The sequence below is a fragment of the Azospirillum sp. genome, assembly GCF_035628975.1.
Lineage (GTDB): Bacteria > Pseudomonadota > Alphaproteobacteria > Azospirillales > Azospirillaceae > Azospirillum.
Window position 1 is genome coordinate 79628 of the sequence record NZ_DASPIS010000054.1, and the last position, 20400, is coordinate 100027.

Genomic DNA, 20400 nt, shown 5'->3' on the forward strand with positions numbered 1-20400 from the left:
AACGGCGTGGGCCCGCCCCGGAAACCCGAAAGCGCCCCGTCCACGCTGCCGGGGGCGGAACCGCCGCAGAACGACCGGTCTGGGGGCAACTGGCCTTAAGGCGGGGCTTTCCGCCCGTCACGGCTTGTGGCAGCCTCCATCGGCCATGACCAACCGACCCAACATCTACGCCGCCACGCCGATCGACCGCGCCTCCCTCCGCCGCAAGGACGAGGATTGGCTGACGGAGGCCTGGCTCGCTCCCGCATCCCGCGTCCTGCCGGTCTGGCAGACCAAGAGCTTCGTCGCCGGCCCGGACGATGCGCCGCGCGCCGTGCTGCTGCCTGCCGAGGGGCTGGACGCGGTGCCGATCTTCCTCGGCCTGATGGAGGATGGCGCTCCGCTCTTCGCCGTCGACCTGTCGATCGTGGAGGAACCGGACGCTCTGCCCGCGCTGAAAGGCCTCGGCCGCTTCGAGGATCTGCGCGCCGCCGGCCCGCTGATGCCGGAGGGTGAGGCGGCTCTGTGCGCCTACGCCCGCGGCATGGTGTGGTGGAACGCCCGCCACCGTTTCTGCGGGGTCTGCGGGTCTCCGGCCGCCTCGGCGGAGGGCGGCCATGTTCGGCTCTGCACCAACCCCGACTGCGCCACCCACCATTTCCCGCGCACCGACCCGGCCGTGATCATGCTGGTCCATGACGGCGGCGACCGGGTCGTGCTGGGCCGCCAGAGCCGCTTCCCGCCCGGCATGCATTCGGTGCTGGCCGGTTTCGTCGAGCCGGGCGAAAGCCTGGAGGACACCGTCGCCCGCGAGGTGTTCGAGGAGGTCGGGCTGACCGTGACCGACATCCAATACCGCTCGTCGCAGCCCTGGCCCTTTCCATCGTCGCTGATGCTGGGCTTCACCGCGCGGGCCACCAACCTCGACATCGACACCGGCAACGACGAGCTGGAAAGCGCCCGCTGGTTCGACCGCGAGTTCCTGCGCACCCACACGCCGGACGAAACCTTCCGCCTCGCCCGTCCCGACTCGATCGCCCACCGCCTGATCCGGGAATGGATGGCGGAGGGGTGAGGGATCAGTGGATGAACAGCTTCACGAAGATGCCGATCTGAAAGGCAAGGACGAAGCCAAGCATCCACTTCATGAGGTTCATGTCGGACTTCAGCCCGCCGACATCGTCGTCCCGTTTGCTGAGGGCTGCGGCTGCTTTCACGGCTTTGTCCTCCGGCACATCGATGGACCGGAACGCCTCATAGACTTCGCTCTGCATCGTGGTCATGAGGCGTAACTCCGGTCCCTTGCCATCAGAACAGAGTATAAGATGATTGGTGCCGTCCGTTCGTTCAACGGTCGAATGGTCGCGGTTCCATCATTCGCTGGGGTCCCCTCATCAATGCCGCCGCTGCGGTCCTGCGGCGCGCACCGGGGAAGTGCGGCGGTCGAAGGGGTTGGGGTGGCGGGTGCAGGTGTCGTTGTAGAGCGCCATCAGCGACGCCGCCTCTGCCGCATGGCGGCGGTCGGCGCTGCACAGGTTGTCCCACACCATCTGGCGGACGGCTGCGTCGCCCCAGGGCTCAACCAGAAGAGAGGCGCCCTTTTCCAGGGCGGTCATGAAGGGGAGATGTTCGTGGGCGGCAATCTGTGCCACCTCCTCCGCCTCCAGGTTCGCGAGGCCCAAACAATCGTCCATCGTGAGCATGGCAACCTCCATCCGTGGCGCCATGGCCGTCGGCGGGGTTTCACCCGTCAGCCGCCGTGGTGTTTTGTTGTATTTGTAAGCATATGAAGCCGGTGCTTGCCGGTCTTCATTGTATAACAACTTCCGCTAATCTTGCCCAGCACCCGCCGGGTGCGGCCATGGCTAAGTCGCGTCGCTGCGGCGGAATGACGCGCGACTTGGCCGCGGGTGCGAAAAGACTTGCGGCATTGCGGGAGGGGATCAGTCCTCGCCGACGCGCTGGCTTTCCTGATAGCGGAAGGGATTGGCCGGGTAGACGCCGAGGATCTTCACCTCGCGGGCGAAGAAGTCCAGTTCCTCCAGGGCGAGGCGCAGCGGACGCTCGTCCGGATGGCCTTCCACGTCGGCGTAGAACTGCGTCTGTGTGAAGTGGCCGCCGACCATGTAGCTTTCCAGCTTGGTCATGTTGATGCCATTGGTGGCGAAGCCGCCCATCGCCTTGTACAGCGCGGCCGGCACACTGCGGACGCGGAAGACGAAGGTGGTGATCGTCTTGCAGGACCCCAACGCCGGCAGCTTCGGCTCGCGCGCCAGGATCAGGAAGCGGGTGGTGTTGTGGGTGGCGTCCTCGATCCCGCTCTTCAGGATGTCCAGCCCATAGATCTCCGCCGCCAGCGAGGAGGCGATGGCGGCATGGCGCGGGTCGTTCATCGCGGCGATTTCCCGCGCCGCACCGGCGGTGTCGGCGTGGTTGATCGCCTGCAGGCCCAGGCTGCGGATGGCGGTCTGGCACTGCGACAGGGCCTGGATGTGGCTGCGCACCGTCTTGATGCTGTCCAGCGTGGCGCCCTTCGGCGCCAGCAATTGGTGGTTCACCCGCTGGAAATGCTCGCCGATGATGTGCAGGCCGCCTTCCGGCAGCAGATAGTGGTTGTCGGCGACGCGGCCGGCGATCGAGTTCTCCACCGGAATCATCGCCAGCGATGCCCGCCCCTCGCGCACCGCGGCGAAGGCGTCCTCGAAGGTCGCGCAGGGCATCGTCGTCATGGTCGGCCGCGCGTTGCGGCAAGCCAGGTCGGAATAGGCGCCGGGGAAGCCCTGGAAGGCGATGATGTTGGACGTGGGCATGGACGGAGTTCCCCCGGCGGATCGTGAAGGCGTCAGCCGCCCTGGCGGGCGGACAGGAGGGCGCAGGCGCGCTCCAGGTCGGCGGGAGTATCGACACCCAGCGGAACCGCGTCAACGACCGCCGCGTCGATCCGCATGCCGTCGGCCAGCGCGCGCAACTGCTCCAGCCGCTCCCGCTGTTCCAGCACCGAAGGCGGCAGCGACACGAAACGCTCGAGCGCCGCCCGGCGATAGGCGTAGAGACCGATGTGGTGGTAGAGCGGCCCGTCGCCGGTCGGCGCGGTGGCGCGGGTGAAATAGAGCGCGCGTCCCTGCCGGGATCCCGCCGGCAGCTCCAGCACGGCCTTCACCACGTTGGGATCGGTCCGTTCCTCCTCCCGCGTGATCTCCACGACCAGGGTGGCGATGTCGACCGCGGGGTCGGCCAGCGGCGCGAACACGGCGCGCACGCTCTCCGGTTCGATGGTCGGCAGGTCGCCCTGTACGTTGACCACCGCGTCGTGCCGCCCTTCCGGGTCGATCAGCCGCAGCGCCTCGAAGATGCGGTCGGAGCCCGAGGGATGGTCGGGACGCGTCAGCACCGCGGTGCCGCCGGCAGCGTCGACCGCACGGGCGATCTCCGGCTCGGCGCAGGCGACCACCACCGGGCCGATCGCCGCCTCCATCGCGCGGCGCAGCACATGGACGATCATCGGCGCGCCCAGGATGTCGGCCAGCGGCTTGCCCGGCAGCCGGGTGGAGGCCATGCGCGCCGGGATCACCACGATCGGGTTGGCGGGACGGGTGGGGCTGGAGGCGGTCGGCATGGCGCGGAAGCTCCGGAGGAAAGGGCATCGGGTCCGCAAGGGCGGGCCGGAGGGGTGTGCCGCGGGTGAAACACGGGCGCCGGTGCGGCGTCAAGTGCCGGTATGACCCGAAAGGGGGGCGTTTTGCGATGCAGCGTAATGCGCAAGTAAATTAAGAGGTTGGTGACTGCGACAAATTTGTATGCGACCTTTTTTCGCGGTCCGCCGGGCTATGACAAGCTTTGGACCGCGGGCTATGGTGACCGCGGCGCGTTCAGCCGCGGGCGGGAGAAACGCCGAGTGCACTGAAATTAGGGAAAAAAGGGGCTCATCAATGAGCATGGAGTGGAACAAGATTTTCGGCGCCGTGCTGCTGGCCGGGCTGATCGCGATGCTGGCCGGATTCGCGTCCAAGGTGCTGGTTCATTCGAAGCCGCTGGAAAAGAGTGTCTACGTCGTCGCGACTCCCGAGGGGGCCGCACCTGCCGGCGACAAGGGTGCCGCTCCCACCGGCCCGGCGCCGATCGCCCCCCTGCTCGCCGCCGCAAGCCCGGAGAACGGCCAGAAGGTCGCCAAGGCCTGCGCCGCCTGCCACAGCTTCGACAAGGGCGGCGCGAACAAGGTCGGCCCGAACCTGTACGGCATCCTTGGCGGTCCGAAGGGCCACATCCAGGGCTTCAGCTATTCCGACGCCCTGGTGAAGACCGGCGGCAGCTGGACCTATGACGAGCTGAACAAGTTCCTCTACGACCCGAAGGGCTATGCCCCCGGGACCAAGATGACCTTCGCCGGCCTGAAGAAGGACGACGACCGCGCCGCCGTCATCGCCTATCTGCGCTCGCTGGCCGACAGCCCGCAGCCGCTGCCGCAGTAAGGGCCTGGGGCAAGGCAAGTGCACATGAGAAAGGCCCCGCTCTCGCAGGAGGGCGGGGCCTTTTGTTTGGGCTGCGGTGGAACCGAGGGCGCCGAAGTCCATCGGAAGCCGACGACTTTCCTCTTCGACCGTCATTCCCGCGAAGGCGGGAATCCAGCCGACCCGGCTGCTGAACGGCGGAGCTTCCTGGATCCCCGCCTTCGCGGGGATGACGACGGATTCGGGAAGGCGTCGGTTACGGGATGGTATCGGACAATTGCCGACAGGGCCGTTCCGCCTATCGGCGCAGGCCGCAGGCGATCTCCAGATAGTCGGGGTCGTTCTCCGGGGTCAGCCAGCCGTGGCGGATCAGGAAGTCGGTCACCACGAGGTTGACGTTGAACTTCCAGTCGCCGGTACCGCGCACCGACTCCGCCACCTTGTCCAGCGGCCAGAGTTCGAAGACCTCCACCTCGCCGTCGGTGTTGACCGGGGTCAGGCCGGGCGGAAGCTCCAGGTCGTAGACGAACAGGCGGTCGCGCTTCAGCCCGGCCGGAGTTTCCATCGTGTAGCTGATGGCGCCGACCGGCACGGCGCGCCGCGCGGTCTCCGCATCGAGCCCGGCCTCCTCCGCCGCCTCCTTCTCCAGGTTTTCGGCCAGCGTCAGGCCGATCGGCTGGCCGCCGGCGATCAGGTTGTCGAGCTGGCCCGGCGCCACCTCCCGGTCGCGGGCGCGGCGGCCGACCCACAGCAGCAGCCCGCCGGCTCCATTGCCAGCGGCCTCATCGCGGACGAAGCCGTTGATGTGCAGGCCATAGGCCTCGATGCCGAAGGCCCCGACGGCGGCGCGGTCGAGACGGGCCAGCGGTTCCGCCCCCCAGCGCGGCAGGACCGGGTAGTACTCCCCGCGCAGCGCCTTCACCGCTCCCTGTTCGACCAGATAGGCGGCGGCATGGTCGAGCAGGGTCGAGCGCGCCTCGAAATCCCGGATCTCCGGGGCGATGCTCAGCCGGTCGGGGGTGACGACGAAGCCGGGATCGACGTCCGGCAACGCTTCGGCCAGGGCATGACGCACCCAGCCCACGGTATGGCCGTCCAGCTCGAAGGGGCGGAAGCCGGACAGGTCGTGCGCGTTGCACGCGCGGATGTGATCGAGGAAGCTCATGGTTTCCATCTAAATCGGGCTCGGGCGGCGGCGCAACCGCTCATCCTGGGCACTCCGTGCTCCGTGATTCGGACATCTTGCGCCGCTCTGGTTGCCATCGTACACAGGTTCAGAGACGAAATGACTCCCGGCGCCGGCCGCCGGGCGGTCGCGCAGCGAAAGGGCGGGGCGTGGTGGCGGACCGATCGGCTGAGGGCGCGGCTGCGCAGGAGACGGAGACGCCCTTCGGCGCCCTGTCCGTCCTGGTGGTCGAAGACGAATCCTTCACCCGCATGGTGCTGGCAAAGATGCTCGGCACCCTGGGCGTCCGGGCGGTGCATCAGGCCGCCGACGGCGAATCGGCGCTGGCCGCCGTGGCCGCCCATGCCCCCGATCTGGTGCTGTGCGATGTGGAGATGCAGCCGATGGACGGCTTCGGCTTCGTCCGTGCGCTGCGCGCCAGCCCCGAGTCCCGCAGCCGTTCCCTGCCGGTCGTCTTCATGAGCGGCCGCGTCGACTGCGACCGCGAAGCGGCGGCCCGCGCCAGCGGCGCCGCGCTGGTCCTGGCCAAACCGGTCACCCCGGCCAGCCTGCGCGTCGCGCTGTCCGATGGGATGAGAGCGGCGCTGCCGGTCTGACGGTTGCCCGCCTGACGGCTATTGTCCGAAAGTCCGCTTTACGACCTGCGATTGCCCGCTTCGGCGGCAGTCCATGGCCGGCGCCGGCCATGCCTAAAAATTTCCCATTCTGTGGCATGCCTGCCAAGTGCTTGAAATAGTTCGGCAATCGAACGGTAACCTTCCACCGCGCCCAATGGGTGCCCCATCATCACCCAATTTCCGCCTTGTTGATGGGGACGATTGGGACGCAACATGATCTCTAAGAGGTGTTGCGGAGCCCCGGCCATGCGATGAGGCCGACCGCAATTCCCCTTGCGGGATTTTGTTAAGGTTTGGAGCTCAGCATCGACGGTAAGTCCCTGCGCCGTGCTTGGTCGAGGCGGCGCGCTTTCCTGAGGAGGCCGATGGCGTGATCAAGAGCGCCCGATCGAACCGCAACGGGTCGAATCTCGAAGGGCTACTCTCCCCGACTGGACGGGCAACGACGATTGCCGCCGGTTTCACGCCGTCTCTCTCCGATACTGTCTTTCTTCTTGCGCCGAACCTTCCGCGCGCGCCGTCAATGCGCGCGCTGGTTGAGCAGGTGCGCTCGCCGCACCAACACTGGCCGTGGGACCTAGGTCCTATGGCAGAGGCCGGCTCCACAGCGGGCTTTCCGGCTATGGAGCCTGAGTGCCTGGAAAGCTCTAGGTGGAGCATTACATTCAAAAATGACTCGTTCGGGGGTTGCCGCGTCGCAGGACGGACGGCTCCCGGCCTTCACAGGACCGTTCCTTACACCAGACCGCTGGCTTCTACCGCTGAGCGGGGAGGCTGCGGACCCCGCGCGGTCCGCTTCTTCCCTGGAGTGCCCCATGGATCGCGGCATGCGCCGCGGCCTGCCGCCGCAGCCACCGGCGGTGCCCCGGCGCATCGGACCAGATAAGACGGAGCGACGAATGTTCCCGGCCGACGAACTGTTCACGCGCTACACGCAGAATTACGAGACCCGCCGCGAGACCGAGATGTCCCTGATGGACTATCTCCAGCTGTGCCGCGACGACCCCATGTCCTACGCCTCGGCCTCCGAACGGATCCTGGCCGCCATCGGCGAACCGGAGGTGGTCGACACCGCCCGCGACCCGCGCCTGGGCCGCATCTTCATGAACCGGACCATCAAGGTCTATCCCGCCTTCTCCGAGTTCTACGGCATGGAGGAGACGATCGAACGGATCGTCGGCTTCTTCCGGCACGCGGCGCAGGGGTTGGAGGAGCGCAAGCAGATCCTCTACCTGCTGGGTCCGGTCGGCGGCGGCAAATCCTCTCTCGCCGAGCGGCTGAAGTCGCTGGTGGAGAAGTGCCCGATCTACGTCCTGAAGGCCGGCAAGGAGATCAGCCCGATCTTCGAAAGCCCGCTCGGCCTGTTCAACCCGGACGAGATCGGCGACGAGCTTGAGGAACGCTTCGGCATTCCCAAGCGCCGCTTGACCGGGCTGATGAGCCCCTGGGCGGTCAAGCGCCTCGACGAGTTCGGCGGCGACATCAACCGCTTCAAGGTGGTGAAGCTTCACCCCAGCAAGCTGCGCCAGATCGGCGTGACCAAGACCGAGCCGGGCGACGAGAACAACCAGGACATCTCGTCCCTGGTCGGCAAGGTCGACATCCGCAAGTTGGAGATCTACAGCCAGAACGATCCCGACGCCTACAGCTTCTCCGGCGGCCTGAACCGGGCGACCCAGGGCATGCTGGAATTCGTCGAGATGTTCAAGGCCCCGATCAAGATGCTGCACCCCCTGCTGACCGCGACGCAGGAGGGCAACTATGTCGGGTCCGAGAACATCGGCGCCATCCCCTTCCAGGGCGTGATCCTGGCCCACTCCAACGAGGCGGAGTGGCAGACCTTCAAGAACAACAAGAACAACGAAGCCTTCATCGACCGCATCTGCGTGATCAAGGTCCCCTACTGCCTGCGGGTGGCGGAGGAGCAGAAGATCTACGAGAAGCTGGTCAATACCTCCGATCTGGCGACGGCACCCTGCGCGCCGGCGACGCTGGAGATGCTGGCCCGCTTCTCGGTGCTGTCGCGCCTGCGCGAGCATCCGAACAGCAGCGTCTACAGCAAGATGCGGGTCTATGACGGCGAAAGCGTCAAGGAGACCGATCCCAAGGCCAAGTCGATGCAGGAGTACAAGGACCAGGGCGGCGTCGACGAGGGCATGGGCGGCATCTCCACCCGCTTCGCCTTCAAGGTGCTCGCCTCGACCTTCAACTACGACTCGACCGAGATCTCGGCCGATCCGGTGCATCTGATGTATGTGCTGGAACAGGCGATCCGGCGCGAACAGTTCCCGGAGGAGACTGAGAAGAAGTACGTCGAGTTCATCAAGGCCGAACTCGCCCCGCGCTATGCCGAGTTCATCGGCAACGAGATCCAGAAGGCCTATCTGGAATCCTACTCCGACTACGGCCAGAACCTGTTCGACCGCTATGTCGACTATGCCGATGCCTGGATCGAAGATCAGGACTTCAAGGATCCCGACACCGGCCAGCTGATGAACCGCGAACTGCTGAACCAGGAGCTGACCAAGATCGAGAAGCCGGCGGGCATCGCCAACCCGAAGGACTTCCGCAACGAGGTGGTCAAATTTGCCCTGCGCGCGCGGGCGGCGAATTCCGGCCGCAACCCGTCCTGGACCTCCTACGAGAAGATCCGCGAGGTCATCGAGAAGCGGATGTTCAGCCAGGTCGAGGATCTGCTGCCGGTGATCAGTTTCGGCTCGAAGAAGGACGGCGAGACCGAGAAGAAGCACACCGAGTTCGTCTCGCGCATGATGACGCGCGGCTACACCGAGCGGCAGGTTCGCCGGCTGGTCGAGTGGTACATGCGGGTGAAGCAGGCGGGCTGAAGCCAGTCGGCTGAGGCAATGGACCGAGGGGCTTAATTGCCGCGGGGCAGGGTGTTGCAACGCCCCGCGGCAACCCCACTGTCATAGAGTGCTGTCGAAGTCTGAAGGCCGCGTGACGAAACGGGTGGGAGGGCCAGCCCCTTGATGAACATCATCGACCGTCGCCTGAACCCGCAGGGCAAGAGCCTGGCCAACCGCCAGCGCTTCCTGCGCCGTGCCAAGGAGCAGGTGGTCAAGGCGGTCCGCGACGCCTCCGGCAAACGGGGCATCCAGGATATCGAGAACGGCGAGAAGGTGACGATCGCCGCCGGCGGGGTGCGGGAGCCGTCCTTCCACCGCGCCAGCCAGGGCGGGGTGCGCGACTATGTCGTGCCCGGCAACAAGGAATATGTGGAAGGCGACACCATCCAGCGCCCGGACGGCGGCGGTGGCGGCCGCGGCAGCGAGGGCAGCGCCGACGGCGAGGGCGAGGACGAGTTCCGCTTCGTCCTGTCGCGCGACGAGTTCCTGGATATCTTCCTGGAGGATCTGGAGCTTCCCGATCTGGTGAAGCAGAAGGTCAAGCAATCTGAATCGCACTCGCTGACGCGGGCCGGCTATTCGGTGTCGGGGTCGCCCGCCAACCTGAACCTCGTCCGCACCATGCGGAACAGCCTGTCGCGCCGCATCGCGCTGAAGCGCCCGAAGCGCGACGAGATCCGCGAACTGGAGGAGATGCTGCGCGAGGCCGAGGAGGCCGGCGAGGATGCCGAGCAGATCCAGGCGTTGCGCGAACAGCTGGAACACATCGTCCTGCGCTCCCGCCGCATTCCATTCATCGACCCGATCGACGTCCGCTACAACCGGTTCGAATCGGTGCCGAAGCCGATCGCCCAGGCCGTGATGTTCTGCCTGATGGACGTGTCGGGTTCGATGACCGAGCACATGAAGGATCTGGCCAAGCGCTTCTTCATGCTGCTGTACCTGTTCCTGCGGCGGCGCTACCGGTCGGTCGACATCGTCTTCATCCGGCACACCCACGAGGCCAAGGAGGTGGACGAGGAAACCTTCTTCTACTCCACCGAGACCGGCGGCACCGTGGTGTCGACCGCGCTGGAGGAGATGCAGAAGGTGGTGCAGGAGCGCTACCCGGACAGCGAATGGAACATCTACGCCGCCCAGGCGTCGGACGGCGACAACATGTCGTCGGACAACGCCAAGTCGGCGACCCTGCTGCGCGACGTCATCCTGCCGATGTGCCAGTATTTCGCCTACATCGAGGTGGCGGCGGAACACAACATGGGCCTGTCGGCATTGGGCCGCGAGACCGAGCTGTGGCGCACCTACAAGCAGGTGCAGAGCCCGGAACGCCCGCTGGCCATGCGCCGCGTCCGCTCCCGCCGGGAGATCTTCCCGGTCTTCCGCGAGCTGTTCGCCCGCGAGAAGGCAGGGGCGTAAGGGGTCATAAGGAAATCACCGCCCCATCCCATATCGGGGGCCGGGGCGGTAGGGGGAGATCGAGAATGACCGCTGTGATCACCAGGCCCGACGCGCTGCTGTATGACGGCGTCGAGTGGGATTACGATAAGATCAAGCGCGTCTACGACGCCATCGAGCATATCGCGCTGAAGGAGATGGGCCTCGACGTCTATCCCAACCAGATCGAGGTCATCACCGCCGAGCAGATGCTCGACGCCTATTCGTCCATCGGCATGCCGCTGATGTACAAGCACTGGTCCTTCGGCAAGCATTTCGCCCGCGACGAGATGATGTACCGCAAGGGCTACCGCGGCCTGGCCTACGAGATCGTCATCAACTCCAGCCCCTGCATCAGCTACATCATGGAAGAGAACACCATGACGATGCAGACGCTGGTGATCGCCCACGCCGCGTTCGGCCACAACCATTTCTTCAAGAACAACCAGCTGTTCCAGCAATGGACCGATGCCCAGGGCATCCTGGACTATCTGGAATTCGCCAAGACCTACATCTCGCATTGCGAGGAACGCTACGGCCATGCCGCGGTGGAGCGGGTGCTGGACGCCGCCCACGCGCTGATGAGCCAGGGCGTGCACAAATACCCGAAGAAGCGCTCCGACCTGCGGACCGAGCAGCGGCGCGAGCGCGAGCGGCAGGAATACCAGGACCAGACCTTCAACGATCTGTGGCGTACGGTGCCGAAGCCGGCCGCCGGCCAGCGGCCCAGCAAATCGGTGTCAGAGCGCAAGAAGCTGCTGGGATTGCCGGAAGAGAACATCCTCTATTTCCTGGAGAAGAAGGCGCCGCGGCTGGAGCATTGGCAGCGCGAGCTTCTGCGCATCGTCCGCCATATCTCACAGTATTTCTATCCGCAGAAACAGACCAAGGTGATGAACGAGGGCTGCGCCACCTACGTCCATTACCAGATCATGAGCCGCCTGCACGAGACCGGACAGATCAGCGAAGGCGCCTTCCTGGAGTTCCTGCACTCCCACACCTCGGTGGTGTTCCAGCCGGAATTCGACGACAAGCGCTTCTCCGGCCTGAACCCCTATGCGCTGGGATTCGCGATGATGCAGGACATCGCCCGCATCGCCGAAAAGCCGACGGACGAGGACCGCCAGTGGTTCCCCGACCTCGCCGGGCGCGGCGACGGCATGGCGGCGGTGCGCGAGGCCTGGGCCAACTTCCGCGACGAGAGCTTCGTCCTGCAGTATCTCAGCCCGCACCTGATGCGGAAGCTGAAGCTGTTCAGCGTGCGCGACGACGCGGAAGACCCCTATCTGCTGGTCGATCACATCCACAACGAACGTGGTTACCGCGACATCCGCAAGAAGCTGGCCCGCCAATACGACCTTGGCTATCTGGAGCCGGACATCCAGATCGTCGACGTCGACCTTGCCGGCGACCGCAAGCTGATCCTGCAGCACCGCGTCACCAACGGCGTGCTGCTGGACGAGAGCGACGCCAAGGCAGTGCTGCGCCACATCGCCAACCTCTGGGGCTACGAGGTGCAGCTGATCGAGGTGTCGGCCATCTCCGAGGCAATCCTGAAGGAGCATGCCGTCACCGCGCCGAGCGGAATCGGCGTGGTGTAACCGGAGACGAGAAGGAGGTCTCTCATCGTTCCGGTTCGGGTTTGATGCCGGCCTCCTTCATCGCGTGCGTCAGGTCCAGCACAACGGTGCTGATGTCGGGAAAGGACAGGGCAACCGCCCGGCGGTCGGGATCCAGCCGCACCACATGGGCGATCTGGCGGCCGCCGACCGGGTGGCCGGCGGTTTCCGGGCCACCGGCTTGGGGTATGTCCGGACAATGCAGCTCCAGCCGCATCTTGTCGCCGACGGCGTGGGCGAAGTCCTCCGGCGGCAGATCGACCAGCAGGCCGCGGGTCGACCAGTTGATCGTCCGGCAGCGCCGGCCCTCCGCTTCCACCACCAGGACGGGGTCCATGTAGCGGATGGCGCGGCGGCGTTCGATGCCGTTCGGAGGTTTGGCGCCGACGTCATGCTGGTCCAGCTTGCGCTTGGCCGCCTGCTTGGTGCGGTCGTCCACTCCGTCCTTGCTGGTCATCAGCGTCGCCTGCACGCGCCGTTCGACACCGTGGCGGAACTCGTCGTCGGCGCCGAAGCGCAGCGCTTTGGCGAAATGGTCCTTGGCCCGGGTCAGCAGGGCGTTGCGTCCCTTCTCGTCGCCGCGATGGCCGCAGCGCTCGGCCTGGACCAGCAGCGAATCGACGCTGCGCTGATAGGCGCCACGCTGGATGGCGCGGGCCAGTTCGCGGAACTCGGCGGCGCGCAGGCTTGGGAATTCGCGGGTCTTCAGCAGCCCGGCCAGACCTTCGGCAAGCGAGTCGACGCGGGGGGGGGGGTCGCCGGTTTCCGCCTCCCGGCGCAGGCTCCGGATCGACTCCTCCGCCTTGCGGAGCAGTTGGTCTTCCAGTTTACGGCGCTGGTCGGCATCCATCACGGGCATGGCCCGGCCCTCCACAGGGGCTGTCGCTCAAGGATAGCGCAGGTGACCGGCAGGCGACAGCCGGCAGTTCTGGTTAACGGCCAACCTGATGGGCGCCCCAGTGGGACCGGACCGGATTTCCTTTTGCCGCGAAACAGCCTTCTTATCGGTGACGACAAGCAGGACCAAGCGGACGGGAGCGGGCAGGCGATGGGCAAGGACGACAGCAACGCGGCGAAGGCCGATATGGACCTGGGGCTGCTGAAAACCGCCCTGGCCGGCCTGCTGGAGGAGGAGAGCACGAGCCCGGCCCCTGCCGGCACCGCGCTGGTCGCCATTCTCCGCGGGCGCGGCGCCGATGCGGAGCCACTGCGCACGCTGGTGCTGCGGCGGCGCGCGCTGCGCGGCGAGAAGGGAGTCGAGGACGCGGCAGAGCGGCGTGCCCTGGTCTACAGCCTGACCAAGACCATCCTGGCCGCCGCCGTGCTGCGGCTGGCCGCGCGCGGCACCGTCGATCTGGACGGGGCGGCGGAGCGCTGGCTGCCCGAACTGGCGGGCCGGCCGGGGGCGGTCACCGTCGCACAGTTGCTGATGCACCGGGCCGGGCTGCCCGATTATGGCGGGCGGGCCGATTATCACGCCGCCGTCGCCGCCGGCGGCGAGCCGTGGAACGGTGACGAGTTCCTGGCCCGCTGCGGTGTGATCGGAGGAACCGATGGACCGCCGGTCGGCAGCTTCGCCTATTCCAACATCGGCTACCTGCTGGTCGGCCGGCTGCTGGAGCGGGCGGGCGGCCTCCCGCTGGCGGAGATGCTGGCGCGCGAGGTCTTCGCCCCGCTCGGCCTGTCCAGCGCAGCGCTGCTGCGCGATCGCTCCGACCTCGACGGGCTGTTCTTCGGGCCGAGCCCGACCTTCGGCGGCGCACCGGTGGCGAAGGCCTATCATCCCGGCTGGGTATCGCATGGGGTGGTGGCGATGACGGTGTCCGATGCCTGCCGGCTGGTCCATGGGCTGACCGAGGACTATTTGCCCGGTGCGCTGCTGCGGCGGATGCGCGATGCCCTGCCGGTCGGCGGACCGATGGCCGGCAGGCCCTGGGTGGAGCCGTCCTATGGCCTGGGCCTGATGATGGAACTGGACCCGGCGGCCGGACCCTATTGGGGCCACACCGGCGGCGGTCCGGGGGTGACGCCCGTCGCCTATCATACGCCGGGGCCGGTCCCGGTTTCCGTCGCCGTCTTCCTGGACGGCGAGGACGGAAACCTCGCCGAATGGATGGCGGTGGAGGTGCTGCACCGGCTGCGTGGCGGGCGTTAGGGGGCACTTGCGCCTTTCCGTTCATCTCCCGCCGGTGCCCCCGCTTGTTCGGACTTTGCGCGTAACCATCTCCTCTCCAGGGGACAATCCTCCACTCCGGCGCATAGACTTCGGGGTGTGGCGGAGCCGGGGCAAACCGGCATCCGGAAACGAACATTGGGGAGGAAACGCGCATGGGAGAAGCCGCCCGCACACTGCCCGATCATCCATGGCTGGCCTCCTACCCGCCGACGGTGGACTGGGCGATGCCGATCCCGGCCCGGCCGCTGACGGAGCTGCTGGACGGCGCCGTCGCCCGCCATGGCGCCAAGCCCTGCCTGAATTTCCTGGGCAAGCGCACCAGCTACCGCGAGCTTGGGCAACTGGTCGACCGCGCCGCCCGCGGCTTCCAGGCCATCGGGGTGGGGAAGGGCACGCGGGTCGGGCTGTTCCTGCCCAACACCCCCTATTACGTCATCGCCTTCTTCGGCATCCTGAAGGCCGGCGGCACGGTAGTGAACTTCAACCCGCTCTATGCCGAACGCGAATTGGTCCACCAGATCGGCGACAGCGACATCGACCTGATGGTCACGCTGGACCTGAAGCTGCTGTACGACAAGATGGCGCGGATGCTGGCCGAGACCGGGCTGAAGCGGCTGGTGATCTGCCGCATGGCCGATATCCTGCCCTTCCCGAAGAACTGGCTGTTTCCCATCGCCAAGAAGGCGGAGATCGCCGCGGTCCCGCGCGACGACCGCCACATCCCCTTCGCCCAGCTGGTCGCCAACGACGGCCGGCCGGCGCCGGTCGCCATCGACGCGCGCGAGGACGTGGCGGTCCTGCAATACACCGGCGGCACCACCGGCGTGCCGAAGGGCGCGATGCTGACCCACGCCAACCTCTACGCCAACACGATCCAGTGCGCGACCTGGTACGCGGCGAAGGAGCGCAAGCCCGGCGAGGGCGACGACGACGGGCAGGAGCGCATGCTGGGCGTGCTGCCGCTGTTCCATGTCTTCGCCATGACCGCGGTGATGAATTTCGGCCTGCATCTGGGGGCGGAGATCGTCCTGCTGCCGCGCTTCGAGCTGGAGCAGGTGATGCGTACCCTGCAGAAGGAGCGGATCACCCTGTTCCCCGCCGTTCCCACCATCTACACGGCGATCAACCACCACAAGCGCCTGAAGGAGTTCGACCTGTCCTCCATCCGCTTCTGCATGTCGGGCGGCGCCCCGCTGCCGCTGGAGGTGAAGGAGGCGTTCGAGCGCACCACCGGCTGCACGCTGGTCGAGGGCTACGGCCTGTCGGAAAGCTCGCCCGTCGCCACGGTCAACCCGGCAGTGTTGCACAGCGAGAAGAAGGGCTCCATCGGCCTGCCTCTGCCCGGCACCATCGTGGAGATCGTCAGCCTGGAGGAGCCGCGCCGGGTGCTGCCGCCCGGCGAGAAGGGCGAGGTCTGCATCCGCGGGCCGCAGGTGATGAAGGGCTATTGGCGCCGCCCGGCCGAGACGGCTGAGACGCTGGTCGACGGCCGGCTGCATACCGGCGACGTCGGGGTGATGGACGAGGACGGCTACACCACCATCGTCGACCGCATCAAGGACATGATCCTGTGCAGCGGCTTCAACGTCTATCCCCGCAACGTGGAGGAGGCGATCTACCTGCACCCCGCCGTCGCCGAATGCGTGGTGGCCGGCGTGCCGGACGAATATCGCGGCCAGACGGTGAAGGCCTATGTCCGGCTGGACGAGGGGCAGAGCCTGACCGCCGAGGAACTGCACGCCTTCCTGAAGGACAAACTGTCGCCCATCGAGATGCCGAAATTCGTGGAATTCCGCCGGGAGCTGCCCAAGACGATGATCGGAAAACTGTCCCGCAAGGCCCTGCTGGACGAGGAGCGGAGCAAGCGTGACGCCGCCGCGGCGACTGGCGGTTCCGCATGAGCGGCGCCGAACGGAAGGCGGTCCGTGTCCGCGTCCAGGGCAAGGTGCAGGGGGTGTGGTATCGCGGCTGGACCGTCGATACCGCGGGCGGGCTGGGCCTGACCGGCTGGGTCCGCAACCGCACCGACGGCACGGTAGAGGCGCTGTTCGCCGGCCCCGCCGACGCCGTCGACCGCATGCTGGTGGCCTGCCGCCGCGGCCCGCCGTCGGCCATCGTCCGCGACGTGGTCTCCGAACCGGAGCAGGATCCGGGCATGGCCGGCTTCGAACAGCGGCCGACGGCGTAAGGTCCGCATTAGCGTTCCGCTAACCATGACGACGGCATGCTGGCTGTCGCCGTGGTTTGAGGAACCGCCAGGATGACCGCAAGGAAGCCGGATGTGGCCGGCATGAAGGCAATGCTCACCGGCGTCTTCGCCAAGGCGGCGGAGGCGAAGGGCAAGGCTGCGCGCGGAGCCGCGGCTGCACCGGCACCGAAGTCCGCGGGCGTGCCGGGGCGTGACGCGGCCGTCCGCCTCAGCCTTGGGGCGGAGGCGGTGGAGGATGCGCCGGCGCGGCCGTCCGAACCGCCGGGCGTCGATCTTGCCGACCGGCTGGAACCGGCGATCCAGGCGCTGGCCCGCGACCTGGGCCGGCTGCTGGCCGCCTTCGGCATGGATGGAACCGATGCCGTGGAGACGGCGCTGGTCGCCCGTTTCGGCGACGCGGAGCGCCGGGCTGCCGTCGCGGCGCTGGATGGACGGGCAGGCGAATTGCGGCCGCTGGCGGAGGGTGACCGGCAGGATGTGGCGGTCGACGTGAGCGGGATCGGCCTCACCCTCGCCGCCGGGCAAGTGGATGTGAGGCTGGACGATGCCGCGCTGATGCTGGCGCGGGTGCCGGCGGAGGAAAAGGGGGAGGGGCTGGCAGGCGTGCTCGGCGTCCTTCGCTCCGCCATCCGGCCGGGGAAGGGGCTGACGGTCGGGACCGACCGGGTCGCCATCGACGATCTGGGCCGCGTCATGGAGGCGTTGTCCCAGGCGATGACGAAGCCGCCGCAGGGGCTGGAAGGCACGCTGACCCTGTCGCCGCTGGGCGCGCCGGAGGAGGATGGCGGGGCGCTGGAACTGACCCTGTCGCTCTCCGGGCTGCTGGCAGACGTGGCGACCGCAGCATCTGCCAAACCGGTGCCGGCGACGGAAAAGCCGGCCGGCGATATCAGGGAGCGTGGGTTCGATGTCCGGATTTGAGGCGCGCCTCATCGCCGCCGGCTTGCTGTGCGGGCTGATGCTGCCGGGCGCCGCTCCGGCGCTGGCCGGTGCGCTGGAGCGGACGGAGCCGGGCCATCAGGCGCCGCCGCAGCCGGGCTCCACCCTGCCCATCGCGCCGCCCATCGTGCAGTTCCCGCTGCCGCCGCAATGGATGACGATCCGCTCCAAGGAGGATTGGCGCAAGGCCGGCAAGTTCGAGAAGGAGCTGAGCCGGGATTGCGCCGCCCTGCGCTTCACCGAGATCACGCCTTTGCGCTTCCGCGCCTATTTCAAGGGGGAGGTGCTGGGCGTCGCCTTCGGCCATGGGCTGAACCTGAACGATCCCGACCGGAAGGCGGACCGGAAGAAGATCTACCTGTTCCGCAACGGCGATTCGACCGCCTGCACCGTGCAGTCGATGGACAACAAGGATCCGCGGGTGAACCCCGCCGGCGATCAGGCCGGTACCCCGGCCGCCGGCGGGTTCCAGAAATACTAGGCGTCTTCCCCCCGCATCGCGCCGCCGAACACCTCCGGCCAGGCCGCGATCAGGGCCGAATCGACATCCTCCATCGTCACCAGCTGGCCCAGAGCGACGATGGAGGTGACGCCATGCTCGGCGATGCCGCAGGGGACGATGCCGCCGAAATGGGACAGGTCTGGCTCCACGTTCAGGGCGATGCCGTGGAAGCTGACCCAGCGCCGCACCCGCACGCCGATGGCGGCGATCTTGTCCTCCTGGCCCTTCAGCCCGCCATAGGGCTGCTTGTCGACCCAGATGCCGACACGGCCCTCCCGCCGCTCACCCTTGATGTTGAAGGAGGCGAGCGTGCGGATGATCCAGTCCTCCAGGTCGCGGACGAAGCCGCGGATGTCGGCGCCACGCGCCTTCAGGTCCAGCATGACGTAGGCCACGCGCTGTCCCGGCCCGTGATAGGTGTACTGGCCGCCCCGGCCGCTGCGGTAGACGGGGAAACGGTCGGCCTCCAGCAGATCCTCGTCCCGCGCGCTGGTGCCTGCGGTGTAGAGCGGCGGGTGTTCGAGCAGCCAGACCATCTCCGGCGCGGTGCCGGCGCGGATCGCCTCGACGCGCGCCTCCATCTCGGCGATGGCGTCGGGGTAGGGCACCGGCTCGTCGGAGATGCGCCACTCGATGGGCTGACTGACGGACAGGCTGGCAGGCGGGCTTGTCGGGGAGGTCATTCGATCCGGTCTCTAACGATGTCGGCGGAGCGGCCGGAGGGCCGTTCCGAATTTTTCTTCGCGAACGATGATTGTAGCGCTTGATCGACCGTCGGGAAGCTGATATCTACCCGCTCCACCCGATGAGGCGCGCAAGCGGACGTCGGGAACTACCAGCCTGATGCGGTCGTGGCGGAATTGGTAGACGCGCAGCGTTGAGGTCGCTGTGGGGCAACCCGTGGAAGTTCGAGTCTTCTCGACCGCACCACTCTCCCATGCAGATGGGACCATCCCGGGGATACGGGAAAGACGAAAGGCCCGCAGGTCGCAAGACCGAGCGGGCTTTTTCGTATCCGCGTTTTCCCACGCCTATCCGATCAGTGCGCGCAGCAGTTTGGCCGCACCTCCTGCGGCGCGGCGGACATCCTCGAACAGCACCATCATCTCGTAGATCGCCAGGAAGGCGCCGCTGTAGAACCAGGGCCGCCAGCGCTCCTCCGCCCAGGCCGCCAGCCGGTGGATGCCGCCCATCGGCAGCAGCCTTGCGGTGGCATAGGCGCTGGCGATGCCGATCAGGGCGCCGCCGGTCACGTCGCCGGGGTAATGCAGGCCCAGATAGACCCGCGGCAGGCTGACGATCGCCGCCGCCCACAGGCAGGCCAGCAACCCCCAAGGGCGTGAGGCGCGGACGAAGGTCGCGGCCAGCGCGAAGGCGAGGGCGGCGTTGTCGCTGGGGAAGGAACTCCAGTTCTTCAGGGCCTCGCGGCTCTGGCCGATGGGCGGGACGAAGGCAAGGCCGGCATCATGCAGCGGGCGGGGCCGCGCCGGCATCACCGCCTGGATCACGATGGATGCCGCCACCGCCAGGACCACGGCGGTCAGGGCGTCCACCACCAGCCGGCGCCCGCCCTCCATGTCGTCGCGGCGGAACCACAGCCACCACAGGGCGGCGCAGAGCACGCCCAGCTTTATCAGATAGATGTTGGCGATCCCGCGCACCGCCATGTCCAGCGCCGCACTGTGGCCCGCAAACTGGTTCAGCCACAGGAGCAGGGTCTGGTCGAGACGATGCAGGGTCTCCACGGCGACTCCACGGGTGGATGGGGTGCCGGCCAGTGTTGCGGTTTTATGACAAGGCGGGTCAACGGCGCATCCGAAGGCGCCGTCCGGGCCCTGAACGGAGCGGTTCGGGGTGCCACCCTCCCCGAATTCGGACCGCTGGCGGCAGTTCCCCTCAGCGGAACTCGATGTAACGGTCGAGTGCGGCGCGGCGCAGCGCGCGGACGATGTGGGGAGCGGCGCCGCTGGCGACGATGTGGCCGCCGGCCTCGCGGCAGCGGTTCGCCAGGATGAACATCATGCCGATGGCGGCGGAGTCGATGAAGGTGACGAAGCGCAGGTCGATCGGCACCACCGGGCTGGCGGCAAAGTCCCAATCGCGCAGCATGTCGTGGAAGCGGTTGCCGTCCTCGTAGGTGCAACGGCCCGACAGCAGGATGCCGTCGCGGTCGCCGACGGTGGTGAAGGCATACTCCATAGGCGCGTCCGGCCCCTCTCCCCATGATGCGGCACGCCGTGATGGGAACACGAAGGGTTGTTGCGGCGCAAGAGTATGGTGGGAAAAGCACCGGGAACGGCCGTTCCTTGCCCGACCGGGCTGGACAAACGGGGGCGGCGGCTCTATGTCGGGGGCGCCCCGCCGGTGCAGTTCCCGTCCTCTGCGCCGGGACCATGGTACCGCGCGGAGGCCTTCCACAACCCG

Annotated in this window: 20 protein-coding genes and 1 tRNA gene; 12 read left to right on the forward strand and 9 right to left on the reverse strand. The window is 67.3% G+C overall.

All coding sequences use genetic code 11. The annotated features are described in order from the left end of the window. Positions 1–145 precede the first annotated feature (145 nt). Positions 146–1054 carry an NAD(+) diphosphatase gene (gene nudC / locus VD964_RS12350; RefSeq protein WP_324868887.1) on the forward strand — a complete coding sequence of 303 codons (909 nt, stop codon included), beginning with the start codon at positions 146–148 and terminating at the stop codon, positions 1052–1054. 4 nt (positions 1055–1058) lie between these two features. Here nudC and VD964_RS12355 read toward each other — a convergent pair whose 3' ends face one another. The 4 genes from VD964_RS12355 to VD964_RS12370 all read right to left on the reverse strand — a co-directional run bounded on the left by VD964_RS12355 (position 1059) and on the right by VD964_RS12370 (position 3595). Beyond that, entirely contained in the window at positions 1059–1262 is a 204-nt protein-coding gene (locus VD964_RS12355; protein WP_324868888.1) for a hypothetical protein, read from the reverse strand. Between the two features lie 111 nt (positions 1263–1373). Next, the gene (locus VD964_RS12360; protein WP_324868889.1) at positions 1374–1682 is read right to left on the reverse strand and encodes a hypothetical protein; all 309 of its coding nucleotides are present in this window, start codon (positions 1680–1682) and stop codon (positions 1374–1376) included. 240 nt (positions 1683–1922) lie between these two features. Beyond that, a complete protein-coding gene (locus VD964_RS12365; RefSeq protein ID WP_310117455.1) occupies positions 1923–2789 on the reverse strand; it encodes a prephenate dehydratase in 867 nt (288 codons plus the stop codon). A 32-nt stretch (positions 2790–2821) separates the two neighbouring features. Further along, complete coding sequence (locus tag VD964_RS12370) at positions 2822–3595, reverse strand: 3-deoxy-manno-octulosonate cytidylyltransferase (RefSeq protein WP_324868890.1); 774 nt, start codon at positions 3593–3595, stop codon at positions 2822–2824. A 313-nt stretch (positions 3596–3908) separates the two neighbouring features. Between VD964_RS12370 and VD964_RS12375 the strand changes: the two genes are divergently transcribed. Beyond that, positions 3909–4448, forward strand: coding sequence for a cytochrome c family protein (locus tag VD964_RS12375; protein WP_324868891.1), 540 nt, complete (start codon positions 3909–3911; stop codon positions 4446–4448). Between the two features lie 277 nt (positions 4449–4725). On the opposite strand, the gene VD964_RS12380 is transcribed toward VD964_RS12375, so the two are convergent. Next, entirely contained in the window at positions 4726–5592 is an 867-nt protein-coding gene (locus VD964_RS12380) for an NUDIX hydrolase (RefSeq protein ID WP_324868892.1), read from the reverse strand. Positions 5593–5765: 173 nt separating this feature from the next. Here VD964_RS12380 and VD964_RS12385 point away from each other — a divergent pair, with 173 nt between their 5' ends. From VD964_RS12385 to VD964_RS12400, 4 genes are all read left to right on the forward strand, one after another. Beyond that, a complete protein-coding gene (locus VD964_RS12385) occupies positions 5766–6209 on the forward strand; it encodes a response regulator (protein ID WP_324868893.1) in 444 nt (147 codons plus the stop codon). Between the two features lie 920 nt (positions 6210–7129). Then, on the forward strand, positions 7130–9076 hold the full coding sequence (locus VD964_RS12390; protein ID WP_324868919.1) for a PrkA family serine protein kinase: 1947 nt from the start codon (positions 7130–7132) through the stop codon (positions 9074–9076). 144 nt (positions 9077–9220) lie between these two features. After that, the gene (locus VD964_RS12395; RefSeq protein WP_149228036.1) at positions 9221–10513 is read left to right on the forward strand and encodes a YeaH/YhbH family protein; all 1293 of its coding nucleotides are present in this window, start codon (positions 9221–9223) and stop codon (positions 10511–10513) included. Between the two features lie 65 nt (positions 10514–10578). Next, a complete protein-coding gene (locus VD964_RS12400) occupies positions 10579–12132 on the forward strand; it encodes a SpoVR family protein (protein ID WP_324868894.1) in 1554 nt (517 codons plus the stop codon). Positions 12133–12154: 22 nt separating this feature from the next. Here VD964_RS12400 and VD964_RS12405 read toward each other — a convergent pair whose 3' ends face one another. Then, on the reverse strand, positions 12155–13009 hold the full coding sequence (locus VD964_RS12405) for a hypothetical protein (protein WP_324868895.1): 855 nt from the start codon (positions 13007–13009) through the stop codon (positions 12155–12157). A gap of 189 nt (positions 13010–13198) precedes the next feature. Between VD964_RS12405 and VD964_RS12410 the strand changes: the two genes are divergently transcribed. From VD964_RS12410 to VD964_RS12430, 5 genes are all read left to right on the forward strand, one after another. Continuing rightward, positions 13199–14305: a serine hydrolase domain-containing protein gene (locus VD964_RS12410; protein ID WP_324868896.1), complete on the forward strand. Its 1107-nt coding sequence runs from the start codon at positions 13199–13201 to the stop codon at positions 14303–14305. A gap of 173 nt (positions 14306–14478) precedes the next feature. Further along, positions 14479–16227 carry a long-chain fatty acid--CoA ligase gene (locus VD964_RS12415; protein WP_324868897.1) on the forward strand — a complete coding sequence of 583 codons (1749 nt, stop codon included), beginning with the start codon at positions 14479–14481 and terminating at the stop codon, positions 16225–16227. Continuing rightward, complete coding sequence (locus VD964_RS12420) at positions 16224–16514, forward strand: acylphosphatase (RefSeq protein WP_324868898.1); 291 nt, start codon at positions 16224–16226, stop codon at positions 16512–16514. Before VD964_RS12415 ends, VD964_RS12420 begins: the two co-directional genes overlap by 4 nt. Positions 16515–16586: 72 nt before the next feature. Further along, entirely contained in the window at positions 16587–17456 is an 870-nt protein-coding gene (locus tag VD964_RS12425) for a hypothetical protein (RefSeq protein WP_324868899.1), read from the forward strand. Next, on the forward strand, positions 17443–17955 hold the full coding sequence (locus VD964_RS12430) for a hypothetical protein (protein ID WP_324868900.1): 513 nt from the start codon (positions 17443–17445) through the stop codon (positions 17953–17955). Before VD964_RS12425 ends, VD964_RS12430 begins: the two co-directional genes overlap by 14 nt. Here the strand turns inward: VD964_RS12430 and lipB are convergent. Next, positions 17952–18659 (reverse strand): lipoyl(octanoyl) transferase LipB, encoded by a 708-nt coding sequence (gene lipB, locus VD964_RS12435; protein WP_324868901.1) that lies wholly within the window; start codon positions 18657–18659, stop codon positions 17952–17954. The genes VD964_RS12430 and lipB overlap by 4 nt on opposite strands. 162 nt (positions 18660–18821) lie before the next feature. On the opposite strand from lipB, the gene VD964_RS12440 reads away from it, so the two are divergent. Further along, positions 18822–18906: transfer RNA gene (locus VD964_RS12440), tRNA-Leu, on the forward strand. Between the two features lie 101 nt (positions 18907–19007). Here VD964_RS12440 and VD964_RS12445 read toward each other — a convergent pair. Both VD964_RS12445 and VD964_RS12450 read right to left on the reverse strand, forming a co-directional pair. Beyond that, a complete protein-coding gene (locus VD964_RS12445) occupies positions 19008–19721 on the reverse strand; it encodes a phosphatase PAP2 family protein (protein ID WP_324868902.1) in 714 nt (237 codons plus the stop codon). A gap of 151 nt (positions 19722–19872) precedes the next feature. Then, complete coding sequence (locus VD964_RS12450) at positions 19873–20175, reverse strand: STAS domain-containing protein (RefSeq protein WP_310117469.1); 303 nt, start codon at positions 20173–20175, stop codon at positions 19873–19875. Positions 20176–20400: the final 225 nt, after the last annotated feature.

Coding starts and splice junctions, on each gene's coding strand:
- nudC (WP_324868887.1), top strand. CDS start 146: ATGACCAACCGACCCAACATCTACGCCGCCACGCCGATCGACCGCGCC.
- VD964_RS12355 (WP_324868888.1), bottom strand. CDS start 1,262: ATGACCACGATGCAGAGCGAAGTCTATGAGGCGTTCCGGTCCATCGAT.
- VD964_RS12360 (WP_324868889.1), bottom strand. CDS start 1,682: ATGCTCACGATGGACGATTGTTTGGGCCTCGCGAACCTGGAGGCGGAG.
- VD964_RS12365 (WP_310117455.1), bottom strand. CDS start 2,789: ATGCCCACGTCCAACATCATCGCCTTCCAGGGCTTCCCCGGCGCCTAT.
- VD964_RS12370 (WP_324868890.1), bottom strand. CDS start 3,595: ATGCCGACCGCCTCCAGCCCCACCCGTCCCGCCAACCCGATCGTGGTG.
- VD964_RS12375 (WP_324868891.1), top strand. CDS start 3,909: ATGAGCATGGAGTGGAACAAGATTTTCGGCGCCGTGCTGCTGGCCGGG.
- VD964_RS12380 (WP_324868892.1), bottom strand. CDS start 5,592: ATGAGCTTCCTCGATCACATCCGCGCGTGCAACGCGCACGACCTGTCC.
- VD964_RS12390 (WP_324868919.1), top strand. CDS start 7,130: ATGTTCCCGGCCGACGAACTGTTCACGCGCTACACGCAGAATTACGAG.
- VD964_RS12395 (WP_149228036.1), top strand. CDS start 9,221: ATGAACATCATCGACCGTCGCCTGAACCCGCAGGGCAAGAGCCTGGCC.
- VD964_RS12400 (WP_324868894.1), top strand. CDS start 10,579: ATGACCGCTGTGATCACCAGGCCCGACGCGCTGCTGTATGACGGCGTC.
- VD964_RS12405 (WP_324868895.1), bottom strand. CDS start 13,009: ATGCCCGTGATGGATGCCGACCAGCGCCGTAAACTGGAAGACCAACTG.
- VD964_RS12410 (WP_324868896.1), top strand. CDS start 13,199: ATGGGCAAGGACGACAGCAACGCGGCGAAGGCCGATATGGACCTGGGG.
- VD964_RS12415 (WP_324868897.1), top strand. CDS start 14,479: ATGGGAGAAGCCGCCCGCACACTGCCCGATCATCCATGGCTGGCCTCC.
- VD964_RS12420 (WP_324868898.1), top strand. CDS start 16,224: ATGAGCGGCGCCGAACGGAAGGCGGTCCGTGTCCGCGTCCAGGGCAAG.
- VD964_RS12425 (WP_324868899.1), top strand. CDS start 16,587: ATGACCGCAAGGAAGCCGGATGTGGCCGGCATGAAGGCAATGCTCACC.
- VD964_RS12430 (WP_324868900.1), top strand. CDS start 17,443: ATGTCCGGATTTGAGGCGCGCCTCATCGCCGCCGGCTTGCTGTGCGGG.
- lipB (WP_324868901.1), bottom strand. CDS start 18,659: ATGACCTCCCCGACAAGCCCGCCTGCCAGCCTGTCCGTCAGTCAGCCC.
- VD964_RS12450 (WP_310117469.1), bottom strand. CDS start 20,175: ATGGAGTATGCCTTCACCACCGTCGGCGACCGCGACGGCATCCTGCTG.